The sequence below is a fragment of the Kribbella sp. NBC_01505 genome, assembly GCF_045040285.1.
Lineage (GTDB): Bacteria > Actinomycetota > Actinomycetes > Propionibacteriales > Kribbellaceae > Kribbella.
Genome location: NZ_CP109425.1, coordinates 2,904,670 through 2,922,612, shown reverse-complemented (window position 1 = coordinate 2,922,612; position 17,943 = coordinate 2,904,670). Strand labels below are relative to the sequence as shown.

Here is a 17,943-nt window from a genome sequence, read left to right as displayed (position 1 = left end):
CGCCCGTGTACCGATTCAATCCGCCGCCTGACTGGCCCGCGCTGCCGAGCGATACCTGGCGGCCGCCGCCTGGCTGGGAGCCGGATCCCGCCTGGCCGGACGCCCCGGAGGACTGGGGTTTCTGGGTCGGCCGCACCGGTCGCCCGGCGACCGGTCCGCTCGGCGCCTTCGGTTCCGTCGACGCCGGCCGCTCCGAGCTGGCCACCGCGGACCCGTCGCTCGTCCTGATGCACGCCTGAGTCCCGCTGAGTCTTCGTGTCACCAGCTGTTCGCCCCGCCTACTTACAGGCGCAGTCGGCGGTCGGCGAACCGGCTCCCGTCGCCCCCGAGGCAGCGGGAGCCGACTCGGTTCTAGCCTCTTAACGCAGCTCAGTGTTATCTTCTCAACTGATCTAACAGTCTGAGGGGAGAGTCGCTGTGGCCTGGATCGGCATCGACCTCGGCACGCAGAGCGTGCGGGCCGTGCTGGTCGATCCCGACGGCGAAGTGCTGGCCCGGGCGTCTCGGCCGCTGACCAGCTTCCGCGAGGGCGTCCGCCACGAGCAGGATCCGCAGCAATGGCTCGACGCCGTCGACGCCTGTCTGGTTGACATCGGCGGGGTCCCGACCGGCATCGCGATCTGCTCCACCTCCGGCACCTTCCTGCTGACCGACCCTGCCGGCCGCCCGCTGACCCGGGCTCTGATGTACGACGACGCCCGCTCGGCCGCCCGTCGTGTCCACATCGTGGACGCCGACCCGGATCGCTGGGCGACCTCGATGCAGCCCACCTGGGCCCTGCCGAAGGTACTCGACCTGGTTGCCAACAGTAGTTACCGGGTTATCCACAGTGCTGATTTCGTCGCGGCGCATCTGGTCGGGCACCCGGTGGCGACCGACACGAGTCACGCCCTGAAGACCGGCTACGACCTGGTCGCGAACAGTTGGCCGACCGCAGCCTTCGACAAACTCGGCCTGCCGATCGAGATCTTCCCCGAGGTGGTGCGTCCCGGGACTGAGCTCGGCCGCACCCCGGCCGGAGTTTCCGTGTACGCCGGAATGACGGACGGCTGCGCTGCCCAGATCGCAGCCGGTGCGCTGGCACCAGGGGACTGGAACTCGGTGCTCGGTACGACGCTCGTCCTGAAAGGCGTGAGCGAGAAACTGCTCGACGATCCGACCGGCGCGGTCTACAGCCACGTGCACCCCGACGGCGGTTGGCTTCCTGGTGGAGCCTCCAGCAGCGGCGCCGGCGTACTGACTGAGTTGCTTCCGGGTGCGGACCTCGACGCGCTCGACCACGCCGCTCAGCCTGTCGACGCAGTCACCTACCCGCTGACCAAGGTGGGCGAGCGGTTCCCGTTCGTCGCGCCGCAGGCTGAGCGCTTCACGCTGGGACGGGTCGACAGCGAACTGGATACCTATGTCGCGGTTCTGCAAGGCGTTGCGTTCGTCGAGCGGCTCGCCTTCGAACACCTCGGCGCGCTCGGGGCGGATCCGGTTCGCCGCGTCTCCCTCACCGGTGGCGCGACGCGCAGTCAGTACTGGAACCAGCTTCGCGCCGACACCCTCGGCGTACCGGTTGAACTTCCGGCGGCCGCAGATCCGGCGTACGGGATGGCTGTTCTGGCCGCATCGCAGGGTGGCTCGGTGACCGAAACCGCCCGGCGGATGGTCCGGGTCGATCGCGTTCTCGAGCCGCGACCGAGCCGCCTCGACGACCTGTACGCCGCTTTCGTGGCGGAGCTGGATGCGCGGGGGTATCGCGGATGAGGACCACGATCGTGCTGGCCCGGCATGGGCGGACAGCCTGGCATCACGGCAACCGCTACACCGGCTCGTCCGATCTGCCGATCGACGAGGTCGGTCAGCAGCAGGCCGAGCAACTACGGGATTGGGCAACCGACTTCGCGCCGGATGCGCTGTGGTGCTCGCCGATGCTACGAGCCAGGCAGACCGCCGCGCCGACTGCCTCGGTCCTTGATCTGGAGCCGATCCTCGATGCGAGGTTGCGAGAGGTCGACTTCGGATCGGCCGAAGGGAAGCGACTTGCCGAGCTGCCGCCCGCGGTTGCTGCGGCGTTCGAGCTCGACCCGGTCCGCGACCACTTCCCGGGCGGCGAGGACCCGGCGGAAGCAGCCGATCGGGTCGCCGAGGTCTTCGCTGAGATCGAGCGGAAACATCAGGGTGGCAAGGTCCTGGTGATCGCTCACAACACGCTGATCCGCCTTCTCGTGTGCAGGGTGCTCGGGTTGCGTTTGACCGACTACCGCAGACTTCTTCCTGCACTCGGTCCCGCGGCGCTCGTGCGCTTCCGCAGTACGCACGGCACAGTGGGGCTAGAGGCGTACAACGTTCCAGCAGTACGAATGGAGAACCCGTGACAGAGACCGACGGTGAGCTGAGTCGTCCCGCACGCCGGCAGGCCGAGATCGCGGCGTACGTCGTCGAGCACGGCTCGGTGTCGGCCAACGACCTGGTCGAGGCGTTCGGCGTCAGCGTGATGACGGTGCATCGCGATCTGGATGAGCTGGAACGCCAAGGCGTGGTTCGAAAGTATCGCGGCGGCGTCAGCGCGCAGCCGACGAGCGTCTTCGAGAGCAATGTCGCGTACCGGCTGAACACCGCGCAGACCGAGAAGGCTGCGCTGGCCCGGTACGCGCGGACGCTGATCGAGCCTGGGATGTCGGTGATGCTGGACGACTCGACGAGCGCGCTCGCTCTGGTCGACCTGCTCGAGGACATCACCCCGTTGACGGTGGCAACGAACTTCCTGCCCGCGATCACCCGGTTGACCGACCGCCGGGATATCACGCTGGTCGCGCTCGGTGGCATCTACTCGGCTACCCACGACTCGTTCGGCGGGATGCCGTGTGCGGAGGCCGTCGAGGCGCTGCACACCGACCTGCTGTTCTGTTCGGTGTCGGCGGTCTCGCCGACGCACGCGTTCCACCAGGAGGAGGAGATCGTCCTGGTGAAGCGCGCGATGCTGCGTGCGGCGAAGACCAAGGTGCTGCTGGTCGATCACGCCAAGCTGCAGCGCACCGCCCTGCACCGGCTCGCGCCACTGAGCGACTTCGACGTCGTGGTGGTCGACGAGAAGACCCCCGACGAACTGATCCGCCCACTGCGCGACCAAGGGGTGACCGTGGAGGTCGCTACCTTCTAGGAGGCACCAATGGACGTCGGCGTGGACGTCGGCACCACTGTCACGAAGGCGGTCGCGTTCGAGAACGGCCGGCCGTTGGCCGAGGCGTCTCGGCCGACCCGGTTGGTGCGGCCGTCGGCCGGGCGGTTCGAGCACGAGACCGCCGAGATCGTTGCCTCGGTCAACGACGTGGTCGGCGAGCTGGCTGCTTCGGTCGGGCGTGAACCTGGGGTCCTGGCGATCACCGCGCAGGGTGACGGGCTCTGGCTCGTTGATGCTGACGGAGCTGCGGTGCGGCCGGCGATCTCGTGGCTGGATGCGCGCAGTAGCGGAATTCTCGAGCAGTGGACCGCGGATGGCGTTGCTGAGCAGGTGTTTCGGCGCTCCGGCAACCGGATGTTCCCGGGCGCATCCGGTCCGCTGCTGGCCGCCGTACTGGCTGAGGAGCCGGCGGTGATCGCGTCGGCGGCGACAGCGGCGTACTGCAAGGACGTGGTGATGCAGGCACTGACCGGGGTGCGCGCGACGGATGTGTCGGATGCTTCGGCTCCGTTCCTTGATCCGCGGACCGGTTCGTACGACGACGAGGCGCTGGCCGCGACTGGCTTGTCGGAGCTGCGCCACTTGCTCGCGCCCGTGGCATCGGGCGGTCCGGTGGGCGAGTTGCGGGATGACTCGACCGGGATGGCTCGGGGGACGCGGGTTTCGGCCGGGCCTTATGACCTGCCGGCGGCTGCGGCCGGGGCTGGGGTGGATACGCCCGGCGATGCCTTGCTGACCGTCGGTACGACGCTCGCCTGCCAGGTGGTCACTCGATCCATCCCGAGCGATCCGGCCGGGCTGTTCCTCGGTACCTGGACGCCTGGACTGTGGTTGCGGGCGATGCCGGCCATGGTCGGTACGGCGGCGCTCGACCGCGTACTTGGATTGGTGGGCGCGGGCACCGACCAGCTGCCGGCGTTCCTCGCCGAGAGTCCACCGGGTGCGCAGGGCGTGACCGTGCTGCCGTATCTGTCCGAGGCCGGGGAGCGCGCGCCGTTCGTCGACACCCGTGCTCGCGGAACCATCGACGGCCTCTCGCTGTCCACGACCACTGCCGACCTGATCCGCGCAACCTGCGAGGGCATCGCATACGCCGCTCGGCATTGCCTGGAAGCGGCAGGCTGGACGGGCCGAGTGACGGTCTGCGGCGGTGGCGCGCGAAGTGCCGAGTGGACGCAGATCCTCGCCGACGTACTGAATGCACCGCTGCACACGACCGCGGCCGAACAGGTCGCCGCGCGTGGCGCCGTCATCTGCGCCCGACGTGCGGCGGGTGACGAGGTCGGACCGGAGTGGATCGCCTCGACACGCCAGATCGACCCGGACCCGAGCCGCGCCGCCTTCTACGCCGAGGGATACGCCCACTACCTGCGCCGGATCGAGAACGCCCGCCCCCGCTGGGCCGATCCAGTACCAACCCTAGTGGGCCGTGGCGAAAGTTCTTTGGCGCTTGCGGCGCCCAGGCACGCGCCTCGCGGCAGCTGAGGAACAGCCACGATGGAAAGGCATCGAGGCCGCCCCTCAGCCCCCACGATGCACGCACCTGAACACCGCAATCACTCAAACAACTTCCACCACGGCCCACTAGGAGCTCGATGAGAACCGTCACCACTCTGCTCGCCGGTGATCACTTCGTCCGCAATTCGTTGCTGGCCTCGGCTTTGGGCACGTTGGAGGGTGTGCAGTTCGACTTCCGCGAGCTCACCTTGCCGTGGCCGCTGACGCCGTACGGCGCGGTGGCCGAGGTGGATGAGGCGAGTGATGCCGAGGATCAGTTGATCGCGGCGCTGCCTGGGGTCGAGTTGGCGGTCACGCAGATGGGACCGTTCACCGAGCGGGTGCTGGACGCTGCGCCGGATCTGCGGTTCCTGGTCGTCTGCCGGGGTGGTCCGGTCAACGTGAATGTGCCCGCGGCAACCAAGCGCGGCATCATCGTTGCCTCCACCCCCGGACGTAACGCGACCGCTGCCGCCGAGCACGCGGTCGCCTTGATGATGGGGGCCTTGCGCAACCTTCCGCGCCTGCATCGCACGCTGGAGCTTGGCGAATGGCGCAGCGACCTCTACGCGTACGACGAATGTGGCGTCGAGCTGGATGGCGCGACCGTCGGACTGGTCGGGTACGGCGCGATCGGGCAACGAGTCGCCCGGGTGATGCTTGCCTTCGGCTCCCACGTGGTCGTCGCCGATCCGTACGTCGATCCGGCCCGAGTCCTGCCGGGGATCGAGGTCGTCGAGCTGGATGACCTCCTGCGCCGGTCGGACGTGGTCAGCCTGCATGCGCGGTTGACCGATCAGACCCGCGGCATGATCGGTGCAGCCGAAATCGCGCGGATGCCGCGCGGCGGCGTACTGGTGAATACCGCGCGGGGTGGGCTGCTCGACTACGAAGCAGCCGTGGATGCCCTCGAATCAGGCCAGTTGGGGGCGGCTGCCTTCGATGTCTTCCCGGTCGAGCCGCTGCCGGCGGGGTCACGGTTGCTGACCGCACCCAATGTGGTGCTGACCCCACATTTGGCCGGAGCGACGCGGCAGACCGCGCTTCGGGCCGGATCGATCGCCGCGGAGGCCGTCGCCGCGTACCTCGCCGGAAAGGACCCGGCAGGACTGGTCTCGGCCTAGGACGGGAACCGGAACGGACATGAACTTCGCAACATCCTCCACCTGGACCGAACTGCTCCTGCTGCTGATCGCCTTCGTGCTGTCGATGGTCATCGGCATCGAGCGGCAGGTGCAGCAGAAGAGTGCCGGGATGCGGACGCACACGCTCGTAGGGACCGGTGCTGCCCTGTTCACGCTGGTCTCCGGGTTCGGCTTCCAGGAGGTGCTCGGCCCGGACGTGAAGCTCGACCCGTCCCGGATCGCGGCCCAGATCGTCTCCGGCGTCGGCTTCCTCGGCGCGGGCGTGATCTTCATGCGCCGCGACGTCGTGCGTGGTCTCACCACCGCGGCCACGATCTGGATGACGGCCGCGATCGGGATGGCCTGTGGCGCCGGGATGCCGATCCTCGCGGTGGCCGCGACTCTCCTGCATCTGCTGGCGGTTGGGCCCTTCGGCTGGTTGGGGCGGCGGTTGCCGTCGCCGGATCGGCGGCGCGTCGTGACAGTGCGGTACGACGACGGGGCCGGCGTACTGCGGGCGATCTTGGCGACCGCGACGACGATGGGGTTCGAGGCGTCGGTACTGCGGACCGAGGTCGACCGGCATCAGGTCCGGGCGTCGATGCGGTTCACCGGACGCGCCCCACTGCAGAACCTCGTGCTGGCACTGAACGACCTCGACGGCGTGACCGGCGTCCGCCTGCGGGATGATGATGACGGCGACTGATGATGTGAAATCGGATGGAAAATCACAGACTTTCTCTATACGACACCATGATCTGGTGATAATTTCACGGCGTGCCTGAGAATCCGGTAGGTCCGCGGTCGCGGCGGCGACGGGAGTACTGGCTGTTCGCGGCGCTGGTCGCGCCGAACCTGCTGGTGATCGCGGTCTTCGCCTACTGGCCGATCCTCTACAACGCGTTCCTGAGCCTGACCGACTGGAACATGATCGCGGCCCGGCCGGCGTTCGTCGGACTGGCGAACTACGGGCGGACGCTGACCGATCCGGCCTTCCACCGGACCCTGTGGATCACGGTCCTGTTCACCGGGCTGATCGTCGCCGGAAGCCTGGTGATCGGGCTGGCGCTCGCGTTCCTGTTCAACCTGCCGCTGAGGGGGCGCGGCGCGGTCCGGACGATCGCGTTCGCGCCGCATGTGTTGTCCGGCGCGGCGGTCGCGACGATCTGGTTGTTCATCTTCGACCCGGGCTACGGGTTGATGCGGGCGCTGGCCTTCGGCGCCGAGCCGCCCGACTGGATGAACAACTCCGACTGGGCGCTGCCCGGGCTCGTGATCGTCTACCTGTGGAAGAACGCCGGCTTCGCCGCGCTCATCTACCTGGCCGGTCTGCAGGGGCTACCGAAGGAGCTCGACGAGGCTGCTGTGATGGACGGCGCGAGCATTTGGCGACGGTTCCGCGCGATCAAGCTTCCGCTGCTGGCGCCGATCACCTTCTTCCTGCTGATCACCACGGTGATCGGGACCTTCCAGGCCTTCGACGTGATCGCGGTGATGACCGGCGGCGGGCCGGGTGACGCCACCACGACCTTGAGCTGGTCGATCTACAACGAAGGGTTCCAGGCGTTCAACGCGGGTCGCGCGGCGACGTTGTCGATCATCATGTTCGTCATCCTCCTGGTCGTCACCACGGTTCAGGCCCGAGTCATGGAGAGGCGGGTGCACTACCGATGAAGGTGCGCGCGCTGCAGTACGTCGTACTGGTCGGGGTCGCGGCGGTGTTCCTCGGGCCGTTGTACTGGTTGGTGTCGACGGCGTTCAAGCAGCCGGCCGAGATCTACCAGTGGCCGCCTTCGTGGTGGCCGGATCACCTGACCTGGGAGAACTTCGCGCTGGCCTGGAAGGCGGCGCCGTTCGATCGCTTCTTCGTGAACTCCACGGTGATCACGCTTGCCGGGACGCTCCTGAAGGTGACGAACGCGGTGCTGACGGCTTATGCCTTCGCGTACCTGCGATTCCCGGGCAAGAAGGTGCTGTTCTTCCTGGTGCTCGGCGCGATGATGGTGCCGGGGCATGTGACGCTACTGCCGAACTATTTGACCGTGGCAACGTTGGGCTGGATCAATACCTATGCCGGGTTGATCATTCCGGGGATCGGTTCGGCGTTCGCGACGTTCCTGATGCGGCAGCACTTCCTGACGTTGCCGTCCGAGGTGACGGATGCCGCCGCGGTCGACGGCGCCGGCCATCTGCGGACGCTGTGGCGCGTCGTACTGCCGATGTCGCGGCCGATGCTGGTCACGGTCGTGGTGATCACGGCGGTCGAGGAGTGGAACAACTTCGTCTGGCCGCTGATCGTCACGAACACCGCGTCGATGCGGACGCTGCCGGTCGGACTGCTGATCCTGAAGGACGAGGAGGGGCTGGCCAACTGGGGAACGATCATGGCCGGGACACTGCTCGTGCTCGCGCCGATGTTGCTGATCTTCCTCATTGCCCAGCGCTACATCGTCGGCGGAATCACGCAGGGTGCGTTGAAGGGATGAGCATGCGGCGCAGGGGATTCCTCGGACTGACCGCGGCATTGTCGTTGGCAGGCTGTGGATATCGGTCGATCGACGCGGTCTACTCGCAGCCGGCCGGGGCCGTGCCGCCGCAGTATGCCGGCCGCGTTCGGGTCGTGTTCTGGTCGTCGTACGGCGGCGTGAATGGCAAGGCGGTCGACGGACTCGTTGCCAAGTTCAACGAATCCCAGGACGACGTGTACGTCGAGGTCCAGTTCCAGGGGAGCTACGACGATGTCGCGCAGAAGGTCGCCGCGGCCCTGATCGCCAAGCAGGCGCCGGATCTCGCCGTACTGTCGGATGTGACGTGGGAACGGTTCTTCCTCAACGAAGCGCTGGAGCCGTTGAACGGATATCTGGCGGATCCGACGGTCTATCAGCCGAAGCTGTTCGGTGAGTATGTGGTGAAGGGGCAGAGCTGGTGCGTTCCGTTCGCCCGGAGTACGCCGATCCTGTACTACAACCGGGATGCGTTCGCGGCCGCTGGTCTGCCGGATCGAGCGCCGCGGACGTGGAGCGAGCTGCAGTCGTGGGGGCCGTCGCTGGCCAAGGTGCAGGCGGGTGGGCGGTCGCTGCGGACGTTGGCGTTGGCGAAGGTTGACGGGGACTGGCAGTTCCAGGGGAACGTGTGGCAGTTCGGTGGTTCCTACTCGCGCGGGCTCGACGTCACGATCGACGAGGCGGGCGCGGTGGCGGCGGGGGAGTGGCAGCGGTCGATGGTCCACTCGCTGAAGCTGGCCTATATGGCGAGCAGTCCGAGTACGGACTTCGCGAACGGGCTCGTGGCAATGATCCAGGAGTCGACCGGTGGGCTGAAAAGCATGACCAGCAAGGCGAAGTTCCGGGTCGGCGCGGGGTTCGTGCCGGCCGAGGTCGCATCCGGGATCGCCACCGGTGGTGGTGGGATCGGGATGCTGCGCAATATCTCGGCCGAGCGGAAGCAGGCGGCTGCGAAGTTCCTCGCCTTTCTGGCGCGGCCGGAGAACTCGGCCTGGTGGACGATCCAGACCGGCTACCTGCCGGTGGTGGAGGCCGCGCGGAACGTGCCGGAGCTCAAGAAGTTGATCGCCGAGCAGCCGAACTACGGGGTCGCGATCGCGCAGCTCGCCAACGCCCGGCAGCAGGATGCGATCCGGCTCTACGGGCGCAATGCGAACGTTGCCATCTACACCGGTCTGCAGCAGATCTACGCCGACAATGCGGTTCCTGCCAAGGTCTTCGCTGCGGTGGGCCGTCGGCTGGACGCGATCGGTGATGAGGTTCGTCGGCTCTACGAGGAGAAGGTGCTGTGATCATCACCGGTCATCGAGGCTCGCTCGGCAGCGAACCCGAGAACACCTTGCGATCGTTTCGTCGAGCGGTCGCGGACGGTTGCGACGAGATCGAACTCGACCTCCGGGTGAGCGCGGACGGTTCGCTCGTCGTCATGCATGACGCCACCGTCGACCGAACCACGACCGGCTCCGGCTCCGGCTCCGGCGAGGTCGCCTCCCTCACGCTCGCCCAACTCCGCACGCTGGATGCCGGGCTGGGCGAGCGCGTCCCGACCTGGGCCGAGACGGTCGCCGCTCTTCCCGGGACGGTCCGCTTTCAGGCCGAGGTCAAGGCGGCTGCCGCTGTTCCGTTGCTGGCCGATTCGCTCCGGGCCGACCCCGAACTCGCGGCTCGGACGCTCGTCACGTCCTTCCATCCCGAGATCCTGCTCGCCACCCGACGTGCCTTCCCCGGGGTGACGACCGGCCGGATCTTCGGTCGCACGACTCCCGACGTACTGGCGCTGACCCGGGAGGCTGAAGCGACCTGGGCGTTGTGCGGCATTAGTGGTCTGACCTCGGCGTTTGTCGCCGACCTGCATGCTGCTGGGCTGTCCGTGACCGCCTGGCCGGTGCCCGACGCGACCACGCTCGCCGAGGCGGTGGAGCTCGGGGTGGACGGGGTCACCACCGACAACCCACATCTGCTCACACGTTCCAACGTCTGAATTTGTTCTTCCATGGAACATAAATGTGTGATTGGCTCTTCCGTATGGGAATCAGCATCGGTGTGGCCGGAGCCGGCCAGTTCGCCCCCTCGTTCCTGCGGCTGTGGACCGCGCACCCGGATGTCACCGAGGTGCGGCTGACCGACGTCCTCCCGGAGCGGACGGCGGCGATGGCGGCCAAGCAGGGAGTCGCGGTCACCTATCAGTCGTTCGAGGAGATGCTCGAGTCCGACGTGGACGCGGTCGCGATCTTCACCCAGCGCTGGCTGCACGGCGAGATGGCGATCCGGGCGCTCGAGGCCGGGAAGCACGTGTACTCGACCGTGCCGATGGCGATCCAGGCCGACCAGATCGCGCGGATCATCGAGCTGGTCAAGGAGACCGGCCTGACCTACATGATGGGTGAGACCAGCTTCTACTACCCCTCGTCGGTGTACTGCCGGCAGCGGCTGGCCGCTGGTGACTTCGGCCGGGTCTTCTACTCCGAGGGCGACTACGTCCACGACATGGATCTCGGGTTCTACGCGGCGTACCAGTACTCAGGCGGTGAGGACTGGAAGAAGACCGCGTCCTTCCCGCCGCTGCTCTACCCGACGCATGCCGTCGGCAACGTTCTCTCCGTGACCGGCCAGCACGCCACCCATGTGTCGGCGATCGGGGTCAAGGACGATCGCGGTGACGGGGTCTTCGACAAGGAGATCAGCCAGTTCGACAACGACTTCTCGAACGCGACCGCGCTGTTCAAGCTCGCCGACGGCGGCATCATGCGCACCAACGAGATGCGTCGCGTCGGCTACCCGTCGCACATCCGCGAGTCGCGGCTGCGCGTGTTCGGGACCGAGGGCAGCTTCGAGCAGCTCGCTACCACGACCCTGTGGCAGAACAAGGAAGGCGTCGAAGATGTCAGCCACCTGATGGAGACGTCGGCCGGCGCCCTCGACGACGAGGACCTGGCGAACGTCGACCCGGCGCTCCGCGACGCGTTCCGCTCCGGCCTCTCGCCGGTGCACGACCGCAGCCGCCTGCCGTCCGAGTTCGACGGCCTGCACAACGGCCACGAGGGTTCGCACCACTTCCTCGCCGACGACTTCGTCCGCGCGGTCGCCGACAAGACCCTCCCGCCGATCAACGCCTGGGTCTCCGCCCGCTACACCCTTCCGGGGATCTACGCTCACCAGTCCGCGCTCCAAGGCGGCGTACAGCTGGAGATCCCCGACCACGGCGACGCCCCGCTCTAACGACAGGACATATACGCCTACTAGGCCACCGCGCCACGCTCAGGCCCGTCACCCGCAGCGGTGACCGGCCTGACATGTCCTGTCCTTAGAGCTACCGTGCACCGATGGACCTGTTCGCCGGAATCTCCGTCAGCGACTACGCCACCGCCGTCGGCTGGTACTCACAGTTGCTCGGTACCTCGCCGGCCTTCCTGCCCAACGACATCGAGGCCGTCTGGGAGCTCGCCGAGCACCGGTACCTCTACATCGAGGTAGTCCCCGAACACGCCGGCCACGCCCAGCACACCCTCTTCGTCGAGGACTTCGACGCGACCCTGCGTGGGATCGCCGAGCGTGGACTCGAGCCCAGCACTCGCGAGACCTACGACAACGGCGTCCGCCACGCGACCTTCTTCGACCCCGACGGCAACGAGATCTCGTACGGCGGCGCCACCCTCGAATGATCCGATCAGGCGATCGGCTGCGTACGGCTTATTACCTCCGCCGCGTGGAACGCACCGACCGATCACGGTGGCGACGGAGGTACGGATCGCGTCCGGTGCGGCCTCTCCTCACTGCGCTCGCGACCCGATCCACGGCGGCCGTCGCGCGGGTCCTGATTCCGGCCCGAGCGACGGCCCCACCCGACAGGTCCTGTCCTCAGGCGGAACGCTTGGCGAGGTCTGTCAGGCCGGTCATGATCCGGTCCAGGCCGAACTGAAAGTCCTGGTCGGTGTAGGCGATGGAACTGGTGATGGTCTCGTCGGCGAACAGCTGACAGAACATCGGGTAGCGGTCCGGTGTCAGCACGCCGCTGAGGAGCTGCACGTACCCGCTCTCGGCTTCGCCGGCGATGACCGGATCCGCTGCCAGGCGGGCCTGCTCCCGGACGTAGCCGGTGATCAGTGTGATCGCGCGGAGCCGGTCGGGTGCGCTCAGGGTTGTTCGCGACATCGCCCGCAGCATGTGCTCGCCCCACATGAGCTCGTTCGGGGTGGTCGGTGGCCCGGTCGGCGGCGTGTCCAACATCCACGGATGGGCCCGGTAGCGCGCGAAGATCTGCTCGGCGAGCCGGCGCAATGACTGTTCCCACCGGTCCGGGTCGGGCCGGTGGAGATCCGGCGGTGGTGCGGCCGCGGTGTCGCGCATCAGCAGGACGAGGTCCTCCTTGGCCCGGACATAGCGGTACAGCGACGTGGTTGCGCAGCCCAGCTCGGCGGCGACCCGCGCCAACGAGACAGCTGCCAGACCGGACCGGTCGGCGAGCCCGATCGCCGCGTGCACGATCTGCCCCAGGTTGAGCCCCGGCCGTGGACCACGCTTCGGCTCGCGCGCGGTAGCCCATGCCAGCTCGGCGCCCCGAGGCAACTGTGCCCTGTGTGTCTCGGCCATCGGTGCGGATTCTCCCGTCGCTCGTTGACCTCTCACTCTAGTTCGGCGTACATTGTTCGCCATTATGGAGAACAATGTACGCCATTATTCTGAGTGTGAGACTGCCACGACGAGCGCGGCTTCCGTGTGCAGACTGGGGCAATGGTCGGGCGGCGTCGTCGCCATGCTGAGCCTCATCTACCTGGGCATGCTCAGCAGCATGATGGTGGCGGGTCTGCCGTTCCCGCCCGCCGAGCCGTACACGACCGGGTTCCACGTGCTGATCCTGGCAACGGTCCTGGCCATGGTGCCGTTGTGGTGTGCCATCCACCTCGCCGCGCCACCCGACCGCCGAATCTTCACCCTGACGTCGCTGGTCTTCGTCGCGATGCTCGTGCTGCTCGTGACGATCAACCGGTTCGTCGCGCTGACGCTGGTCCGCCAGAGTCCGGGACTGGGGCGGACCGAGGGGCTCGACTGGTTCCAGCCCTACGGCTGGCCCTCGCTGATGTTCACCTTCGAAAGTCTGGGCTGGGGCATCTTCTTCAGCCTCGCCTGCCTGTTCCTGGTGCCGGTGTTCCGGACCGGCAAGCTGGCGCGCTGGATCGGTGGCTCCTTCCTGGTGGTCGGCGTCCTCAGCCCGGCCGCCGCGATCGGCCTCTACCTCAACTCGATAGAGCTGATGGGCCTGGTCGCCCCGGTCGCCTGGGGTGTAGGCCTCATCCTCGCGACCGCCCTAGTGGCCCGCTGGTTCAAACCAGCCACCCAGAAGCCGACTCTCGTCGAGTGATCCGCTCAGCCGGTCGCGTGCGTATCGCCTAGTACTTCCGCCGCGTGGAACGCACCGACCGATCACGGTGGCGACGGAGGTACGGATCGCGTCCGGTCCGGCCTCTCCTCACTGCCGCCGCGACCGATCCAGGGGCGCCGTCAGCCGGCCCACCGATTCCGGCCCGCCGACGGACCCCCGCCCCTCCCCAAACCGGTTTGGGGAGCATCCACCCCCCAATTCGGGCGGATTTGCTCCCCAAACTGGTTCGGGGAGGATTGGCCCCTCGATTCGGGCGGATTCGCTCCCCAAAGCGGTTTGGGGAGGATCGGAGGCACTGTTAGGGGTGGAGGGCAATCTCGTCCAGCCGCGCCCAGTCCAGGACGCGGACTGCGATGACGGTTCGTCCTGCCAGCTCGGCGTGCAGGAGGCGGTGGAGGCCGTCGAGGACGGTGATCCGGCCGTCCTCCCGCCGTACGACGTCGATGGGGTATTCGCGGATCTCCAACGTGTAGGGGACGGTGTAGCCGAGATCGGCTGCCAGAGTGCGGGCGTGCTGCTGGTGGTAGCGGGCTGGGTCGGCGGCGACCTGGTACGGCGTGACCTGGAACGGGCGGCCGTCGTACGCCCAGAACGGAAGGTCGAGGTGATGTGCGAGCTCAGCCACCGTCAGCTCGGCCGCAGGTAGATCGAGGGCGTGTAGCCGCGACACATCCCAGTGGAAGTCGAGGATGTACGGCCGGAGGATCGGCGGGATCGGCAGCGGGAACGGTTTCCGGGTCACTCGTAGATCTTGCGGAGGCGGGACTGCATGGAGTTGTGGATGTGGCGGGTCATTGCGGCCTCGGCGGCGGCTGGGCTGCCGGAGGTGATGGCTTCGACGAGGGTGCGGTGTTCGGTGAGGACCTCGGGGCCGATGTCGCGCTCGTAGTGCAGCCGGAAGATGTGCAGGTGGCAGTGGGTGCGCTGGAAGGCTAGGCGGACCTGGGCGCTGCCGGAGAGCGTGGCGATGAGGGTGTGGAAGCGGTTGTCGTGGACCGTGAGCGACTTGTAGCCGGCGTAGTCGACGGACGTGGGTTCGACGGCGGCGGCGAGCTCGGAGTGCAGCTGGTCGCGGCCTTCGTCGGTGATGAGTTCGGCGGCGCGGCGGGCGGCCCACGGTTCCAGCAGCAGCCGGAAGCGGTAGAGGTCGTCGAACTCGGCCAGCGTGAGCAGCGGGGTCGCGCGGTAGCCCTTCAGCGGCTCTTTGAGCGCGAGCCCCTCGGATTCCAGCCTCGCCAGCGCCTCGCGGACCGGGGTCGACGAAACCTGGAACTCACGGGCGAGTCCGTCGATCGAGATCCGGGCACCGGGCCGGATGACGTGGTCCATCAGCATCGTCTTGATCGCCTCGTAGACGTCGTCGGCGAGCATCTGCCGACGCAGCACCCGCCTGTCGGACCCAGCTACATCGTGATCAGCCACCCCGTCTCCCCTCCGGATCCTGAGCGCGGCCTTGACCCGGCCGGTTGTCTTGGGCAGGGTGGATCATGCATCATGCACGATCTGGCCCACGGTAGCGCCGGAGTAGCCAGCTACGGAAGGCGGACACGGTGTTGAGGTTCGAAGAGATCGGCGTTCTACCCGAGCCCGAGGACAACGCCGCGATCTGTTCTCGACGCCTGGACGCGGGCACCCAGATCGAGCTCGGCGGCACCACGATCACGCTCCCGCACACCATCCTCGAGGGCCACCGGGTCGTCGTACGGCGGATCTCGCAAGGCGACGCGATCACCTCCTGGAACACCCCCTTCGCCCGGGCGTCCCGCGACCTGCTCCCCGGCGACTACGTCTGTACGCCGACCAGCCTGCAGGCAGTGACCGCCCGTGGCGTGGAAGGTCTCCCTGCCGAACCGTCCGCCACGAACGAACCCCTGGACCCCTTCGAGCTCGACGAGAACGCGCTCCACCTCGGCCGGCAGGTCACCAGCGTCGAGCAGCCCGGCACCTTCCTCGGCTATCCCCGCGCGCAAGGCCCAGCCGGTACACGCAACCACGTGGTGGTGATGGCGACCAGCTCCCGCAGTTCCGGCTTCGTCACCGAGCTTGCCCGCCGCTTCGACGGCGCGGCCGCGGGCGACGGCGTCGTACCGGTTGCTCACACCGAGGGTGGCGAGGACGAGGTACCGAACAACCTGCACTTCCTGCTCGCGACCCTGGCCGGCTTCACCCTCAACCCGAACGTCGGCGCCGTCCTGATCGTGGACACCGCCGACGACGTGGTCTCCGGTCAGGCGATCCAGGACTTCATGACCGAGCACGACTACCCCGAGATCCAGGTCCCGCACGCGTTCTTCACCCGCGAGGCCGGGTTCGAGCACGACCTGACCACAGCCGGCGCCCTCGTCCAGCCCTGGCTCCCGGTCGTCGATGCTCAGCAGCGGGTCGAGGTCCCGCTGGCCGACCTCAAGATCGCGCTGCAGTGCGGCGGCTCCGACGCCTTCTCCGGTATCTCGGCCAACCCGCTCGCCGGCCTGGTCGGCGCAGAGGTCATCAAGCACGGCGGCGCCGCCGTACTGGCCGAGACCGACGAGCTCATCGGCGCCGAGCCCTATGTGCTGAAGAACGTCCGCGACCTCGCCACCGCCCGCCGCTTCCTGACCACGATCCGCTCGTTCAAGGAGCGCGTCGGCTGGCACGGGCACACCGCCGAGGGCAACCCGTCCGGCGGCAACGTGTACCGCGGCCTCTACAACATCGTCCTCAAGTCGATCGGCGCCGCCCGCAAACTCCCGCGCGAGGTCCGCCTCGACCACGTGATCGACTACGGCGAACCGCTGCCCGGCAACGGCTACATCTTCATGGACAGCCCCGGGAACGACCTCGAGTCGGTCGCCGGCCAGATCGGCAGCGGCTGCAACCTGATCTTCTTCACCACCGGCAACGGCTCGATCACCAACTTCCCGTTCGTGCCGACCCTGAAGTTCGTCACCACCAGCGATCGGTACGAGCGGTTGCACGCGGAGATGGATGTCGACGCGGGCCGCTATCTGACCGGTACGACGATGGCGCAGCTGACCGCGGAGACCTTCGACCTGACCGTCCGGGTCGCGTCCGGCGAACCAAGCGCGGGCGAACGCGCGGGCCACAGCCAGGTGTCGATCTGGCGGAACTGGAAGCAGAGCGGTCCGCGCGAAGGGATCTCGATCAGCACCGACGGCCGCCAGAGCCGCGCGCTGGCCGACCTCCCGGCCGACGACCGCGATGCGCCTCTCGATGGTCTTCCACTGACCGGCTTCGTCAGCGCCGGACGCACCCCGGCCCGGCTGCTGCAGGTCGACGATCGTCTTCTCCCCGAAGCCGTCGGACTGATCTTGCCGACCAGCCTCTGCTCCGGCCAGATCGCCCTCCGCCTCGCAGCTCAGGCTGAGCTGGAGAAGTGGGCCGGCGACGCAGTCACCCGGATGGTCGCGCTCCCGCACACCGAGGGCTGCGGTAGCAGCGGCGGTGCTTCCGAGGAGACCTTCGCCCGGATCATGCTCGGCTACCTTCTGCACCCGAACACCCGGATGGCTCTGCTCCTGGAACACGGCTGCGAGAAGACCCACAACGACTACTTCCGCTCCCGCCTGGTCGAGGCCGGGAAGGATCCGTCGCGGTTCGGCTGGGCGAGCATCCAGGCGGACGGCGGTCTGGACGCCGTCGGTATCAAGGTGCAGGACTGGTTCAACAGCTTCGACCTCTCCCGTCCGGTCGAGCGCGAAGGCGATCTCGGTGCGCTCACGGTCGGCCTGGAGGCTCGCGGTCCGCTGACCGCCGACACCGCCGGGGCGCTCGGTCTGATCGGCGGTGAGATCGTCGGTTCGGGTGGCTCGGTCGTGCTGTCCTCGCGCGGCTCACTGCTTGCGGATGAGGACTTCCGCCGTACGGCGTTCGGCTCCGTCGCCGAGGTAGGCCCGACGATCGCGCATGGTCAGCAGCTCGCGGGGCCGGGCTGGCACGTGATGCGGATGCCAGGCACGGACTGGATGGAGACCGCGACCGGGTTCGGGGCTTCCGGCGTCCAGCAGATCCTGGCGCATGTCGCCGGCGGGACGTTGTCGGCGCAGCGGTTCGTGCCGGTCGTCGAGTTCAGCAAGGACCCGGAGACGGTCGCCCGGTACGGCGACGACCTCGACGCGGTCGCCACCGGGGACGCGGCCGACCAGGCGCGGATCGGGCTGGAGACGATCGCGCTGGTCGCGAGCCGGCAGCTCGTGCCCAAAGCAGTTGCCTCCGGCAACGTCGGCTTCCAGATCACCCGGGGTCTGCTCGGCACGTCAATGTGACCTG

The 17,943-nt window shown here is 67.8% G+C and carries 18 protein-coding genes; 15 read left to right on the top strand and 3 right to left on the bottom strand.

Annotated elements, in window-relative coordinates; genetic code table 11:
- Positions 1-5 precede the first annotated feature (5 nt).
- The 13 genes from OG474_RS13725 to OG474_RS13665 all read left to right on the top strand — a co-directional run bounded on the left by OG474_RS13725 (position 6) and on the right by OG474_RS13665 (position 11,956).
- The gene (locus tag OG474_RS13725; protein WP_405062647.1) at positions 6-239 is read left to right on the top strand and encodes a hypothetical protein; all 234 of its coding nucleotides are present in this window, start codon (positions 6-8) and stop codon (positions 237-239) included.
- Between the two features lie 178 nt (positions 240-417).
- Positions 418-1,752: an FGGY-family carbohydrate kinase gene (locus tag OG474_RS13720; RefSeq protein ID WP_405062646.1), complete on the top strand. Its 1,335-nt coding sequence runs from the start codon at positions 418-420 to the stop codon at positions 1,750-1,752.
- Positions 1,749-2,363: a histidine phosphatase family protein gene (locus tag OG474_RS13715; protein WP_405062645.1), complete on the top strand. Its 615-nt coding sequence runs from the start codon at positions 1,749-1,751 to the stop codon at positions 2,361-2,363. The genes OG474_RS13720 and OG474_RS13715 overlap by 4 nt, the downstream gene beginning before the upstream one ends.
- Positions 2,360-3,148 carry a DeoR/GlpR family DNA-binding transcription regulator gene (locus OG474_RS13710; RefSeq protein WP_405062644.1) on the top strand — a complete coding sequence of 263 codons (789 nt, stop codon included), beginning with the start codon at positions 2,360-2,362 and terminating at the stop codon, positions 3,146-3,148. Before OG474_RS13715 ends, OG474_RS13710 begins: the two co-directional genes overlap by 4 nt.
- A 9-nt stretch (positions 3,149-3,157) precedes the next feature.
- On the top strand, positions 3,158-4,654 hold the full coding sequence (locus OG474_RS13705; protein WP_405062643.1) for an FGGY family carbohydrate kinase: 1,497 nt from the start codon (positions 3,158-3,160) through the stop codon (positions 4,652-4,654).
- Between the two features lie 110 nt (positions 4,655-4,764).
- The gene (locus tag OG474_RS13700) at positions 4,765-5,790 is read left to right on the top strand and encodes a 2-hydroxyacid dehydrogenase (RefSeq protein ID WP_405062642.1); all 1,026 of its coding nucleotides are present in this window, start codon (positions 4,765-4,767) and stop codon (positions 5,788-5,790) included.
- A 19-nt stretch (positions 5,791-5,809) separates the two neighbouring features.
- Complete coding sequence (locus tag OG474_RS13695) at positions 5,810-6,496, top strand: MgtC/SapB family protein (protein ID WP_405062641.1); 687 nt, start codon at positions 5,810-5,812, stop codon at positions 6,494-6,496.
- A 71-nt stretch (positions 6,497-6,567) separates the two neighbouring features.
- The gene (locus OG474_RS13690) at positions 6,568-7,464 is read left to right on the top strand and encodes a carbohydrate ABC transporter permease (RefSeq protein WP_405062640.1); all 897 of its coding nucleotides are present in this window, start codon (positions 6,568-6,570) and stop codon (positions 7,462-7,464) included.
- Positions 7,461-8,276, top strand: a complete 816-nt coding sequence (locus tag OG474_RS13685; protein ID WP_405062639.1) for a carbohydrate ABC transporter permease — start codon at positions 7,461-7,463, stop codon at positions 8,274-8,276. Before OG474_RS13690 ends, OG474_RS13685 begins: the two co-directional genes overlap by 4 nt.
- 2 nt (positions 8,277-8,278) lie before the next feature.
- On the top strand, positions 8,279-9,586 hold the full coding sequence (locus OG474_RS13680; RefSeq protein WP_405062638.1) for an ABC transporter substrate-binding protein: 1,308 nt from the start codon (positions 8,279-8,281) through the stop codon (positions 9,584-9,586).
- Positions 9,583-10,275 (top strand): glycerophosphodiester phosphodiesterase, encoded by a 693-nt coding sequence (locus tag OG474_RS13675; RefSeq protein ID WP_405062637.1) that lies wholly within the window; start codon positions 9,583-9,585, stop codon positions 10,273-10,275. Before OG474_RS13680 ends, OG474_RS13675 begins: the two co-directional genes overlap by 4 nt.
- 44 nt (positions 10,276-10,319) lie before the next feature.
- Positions 10,320-11,513: a Gfo/Idh/MocA family protein gene (locus tag OG474_RS13670; RefSeq protein WP_405062636.1), complete on the top strand. Its 1,194-nt coding sequence runs from the start codon at positions 10,320-10,322 to the stop codon at positions 11,511-11,513.
- A 104-nt stretch (positions 11,514-11,617) separates the two neighbouring features.
- Entirely contained in the window at positions 11,618-11,956 is a 339-nt protein-coding gene (locus OG474_RS13665) for a VOC family protein (protein WP_405062635.1), read from the top strand.
- A gap of 196 nt (positions 11,957-12,152) precedes the next feature.
- On the opposite strand, the gene OG474_RS13660 is transcribed toward OG474_RS13665, so the two are convergent.
- Complete coding sequence (locus tag OG474_RS13660) at positions 12,153-12,884, bottom strand: TetR/AcrR family transcriptional regulator (RefSeq protein ID WP_405062634.1); 732 nt, start codon at positions 12,882-12,884, stop codon at positions 12,153-12,155.
- A gap of 124 nt (positions 12,885-13,008) precedes the next feature.
- Between OG474_RS13660 and OG474_RS13655 the strand changes: the two genes are divergently transcribed.
- Positions 13,009-13,653 carry a hypothetical protein gene (locus OG474_RS13655; protein WP_405062633.1) on the top strand — a complete coding sequence of 215 codons (645 nt, stop codon included), beginning with the start codon at positions 13,009-13,011 and terminating at the stop codon, positions 13,651-13,653.
- A 319-nt stretch (positions 13,654-13,972) separates the two neighbouring features.
- On the opposite strand, the gene OG474_RS13650 is transcribed toward OG474_RS13655, so the two are convergent.
- Both OG474_RS13650 and OG474_RS13645 read right to left on the bottom strand, forming a co-directional pair.
- The gene (locus OG474_RS13650) at positions 13,973-14,416 is read right to left on the bottom strand and encodes a hypothetical protein (RefSeq protein WP_405062632.1); all 444 of its coding nucleotides are present in this window, start codon (positions 14,414-14,416) and stop codon (positions 13,973-13,975) included.
- A complete protein-coding gene (locus tag OG474_RS13645) occupies positions 14,413-15,096 on the bottom strand; it encodes a GntR family transcriptional regulator (RefSeq protein WP_405062631.1) in 684 nt (227 codons plus the stop codon). Before OG474_RS13645 ends, OG474_RS13650 begins: the two co-directional genes overlap by 4 nt.
- A 128-nt stretch (positions 15,097-15,224) precedes the next feature.
- On the opposite strand from OG474_RS13645, the gene OG474_RS13640 reads away from it, so the two are divergent.
- A complete protein-coding gene (locus OG474_RS13640; protein WP_405062630.1) occupies positions 15,225-17,939 on the top strand; it encodes a UxaA family hydrolase in 2,715 nt (904 codons plus the stop codon).
- The last annotated feature ends 4 nt before the right edge of the window (positions 17,940-17,943 follow it).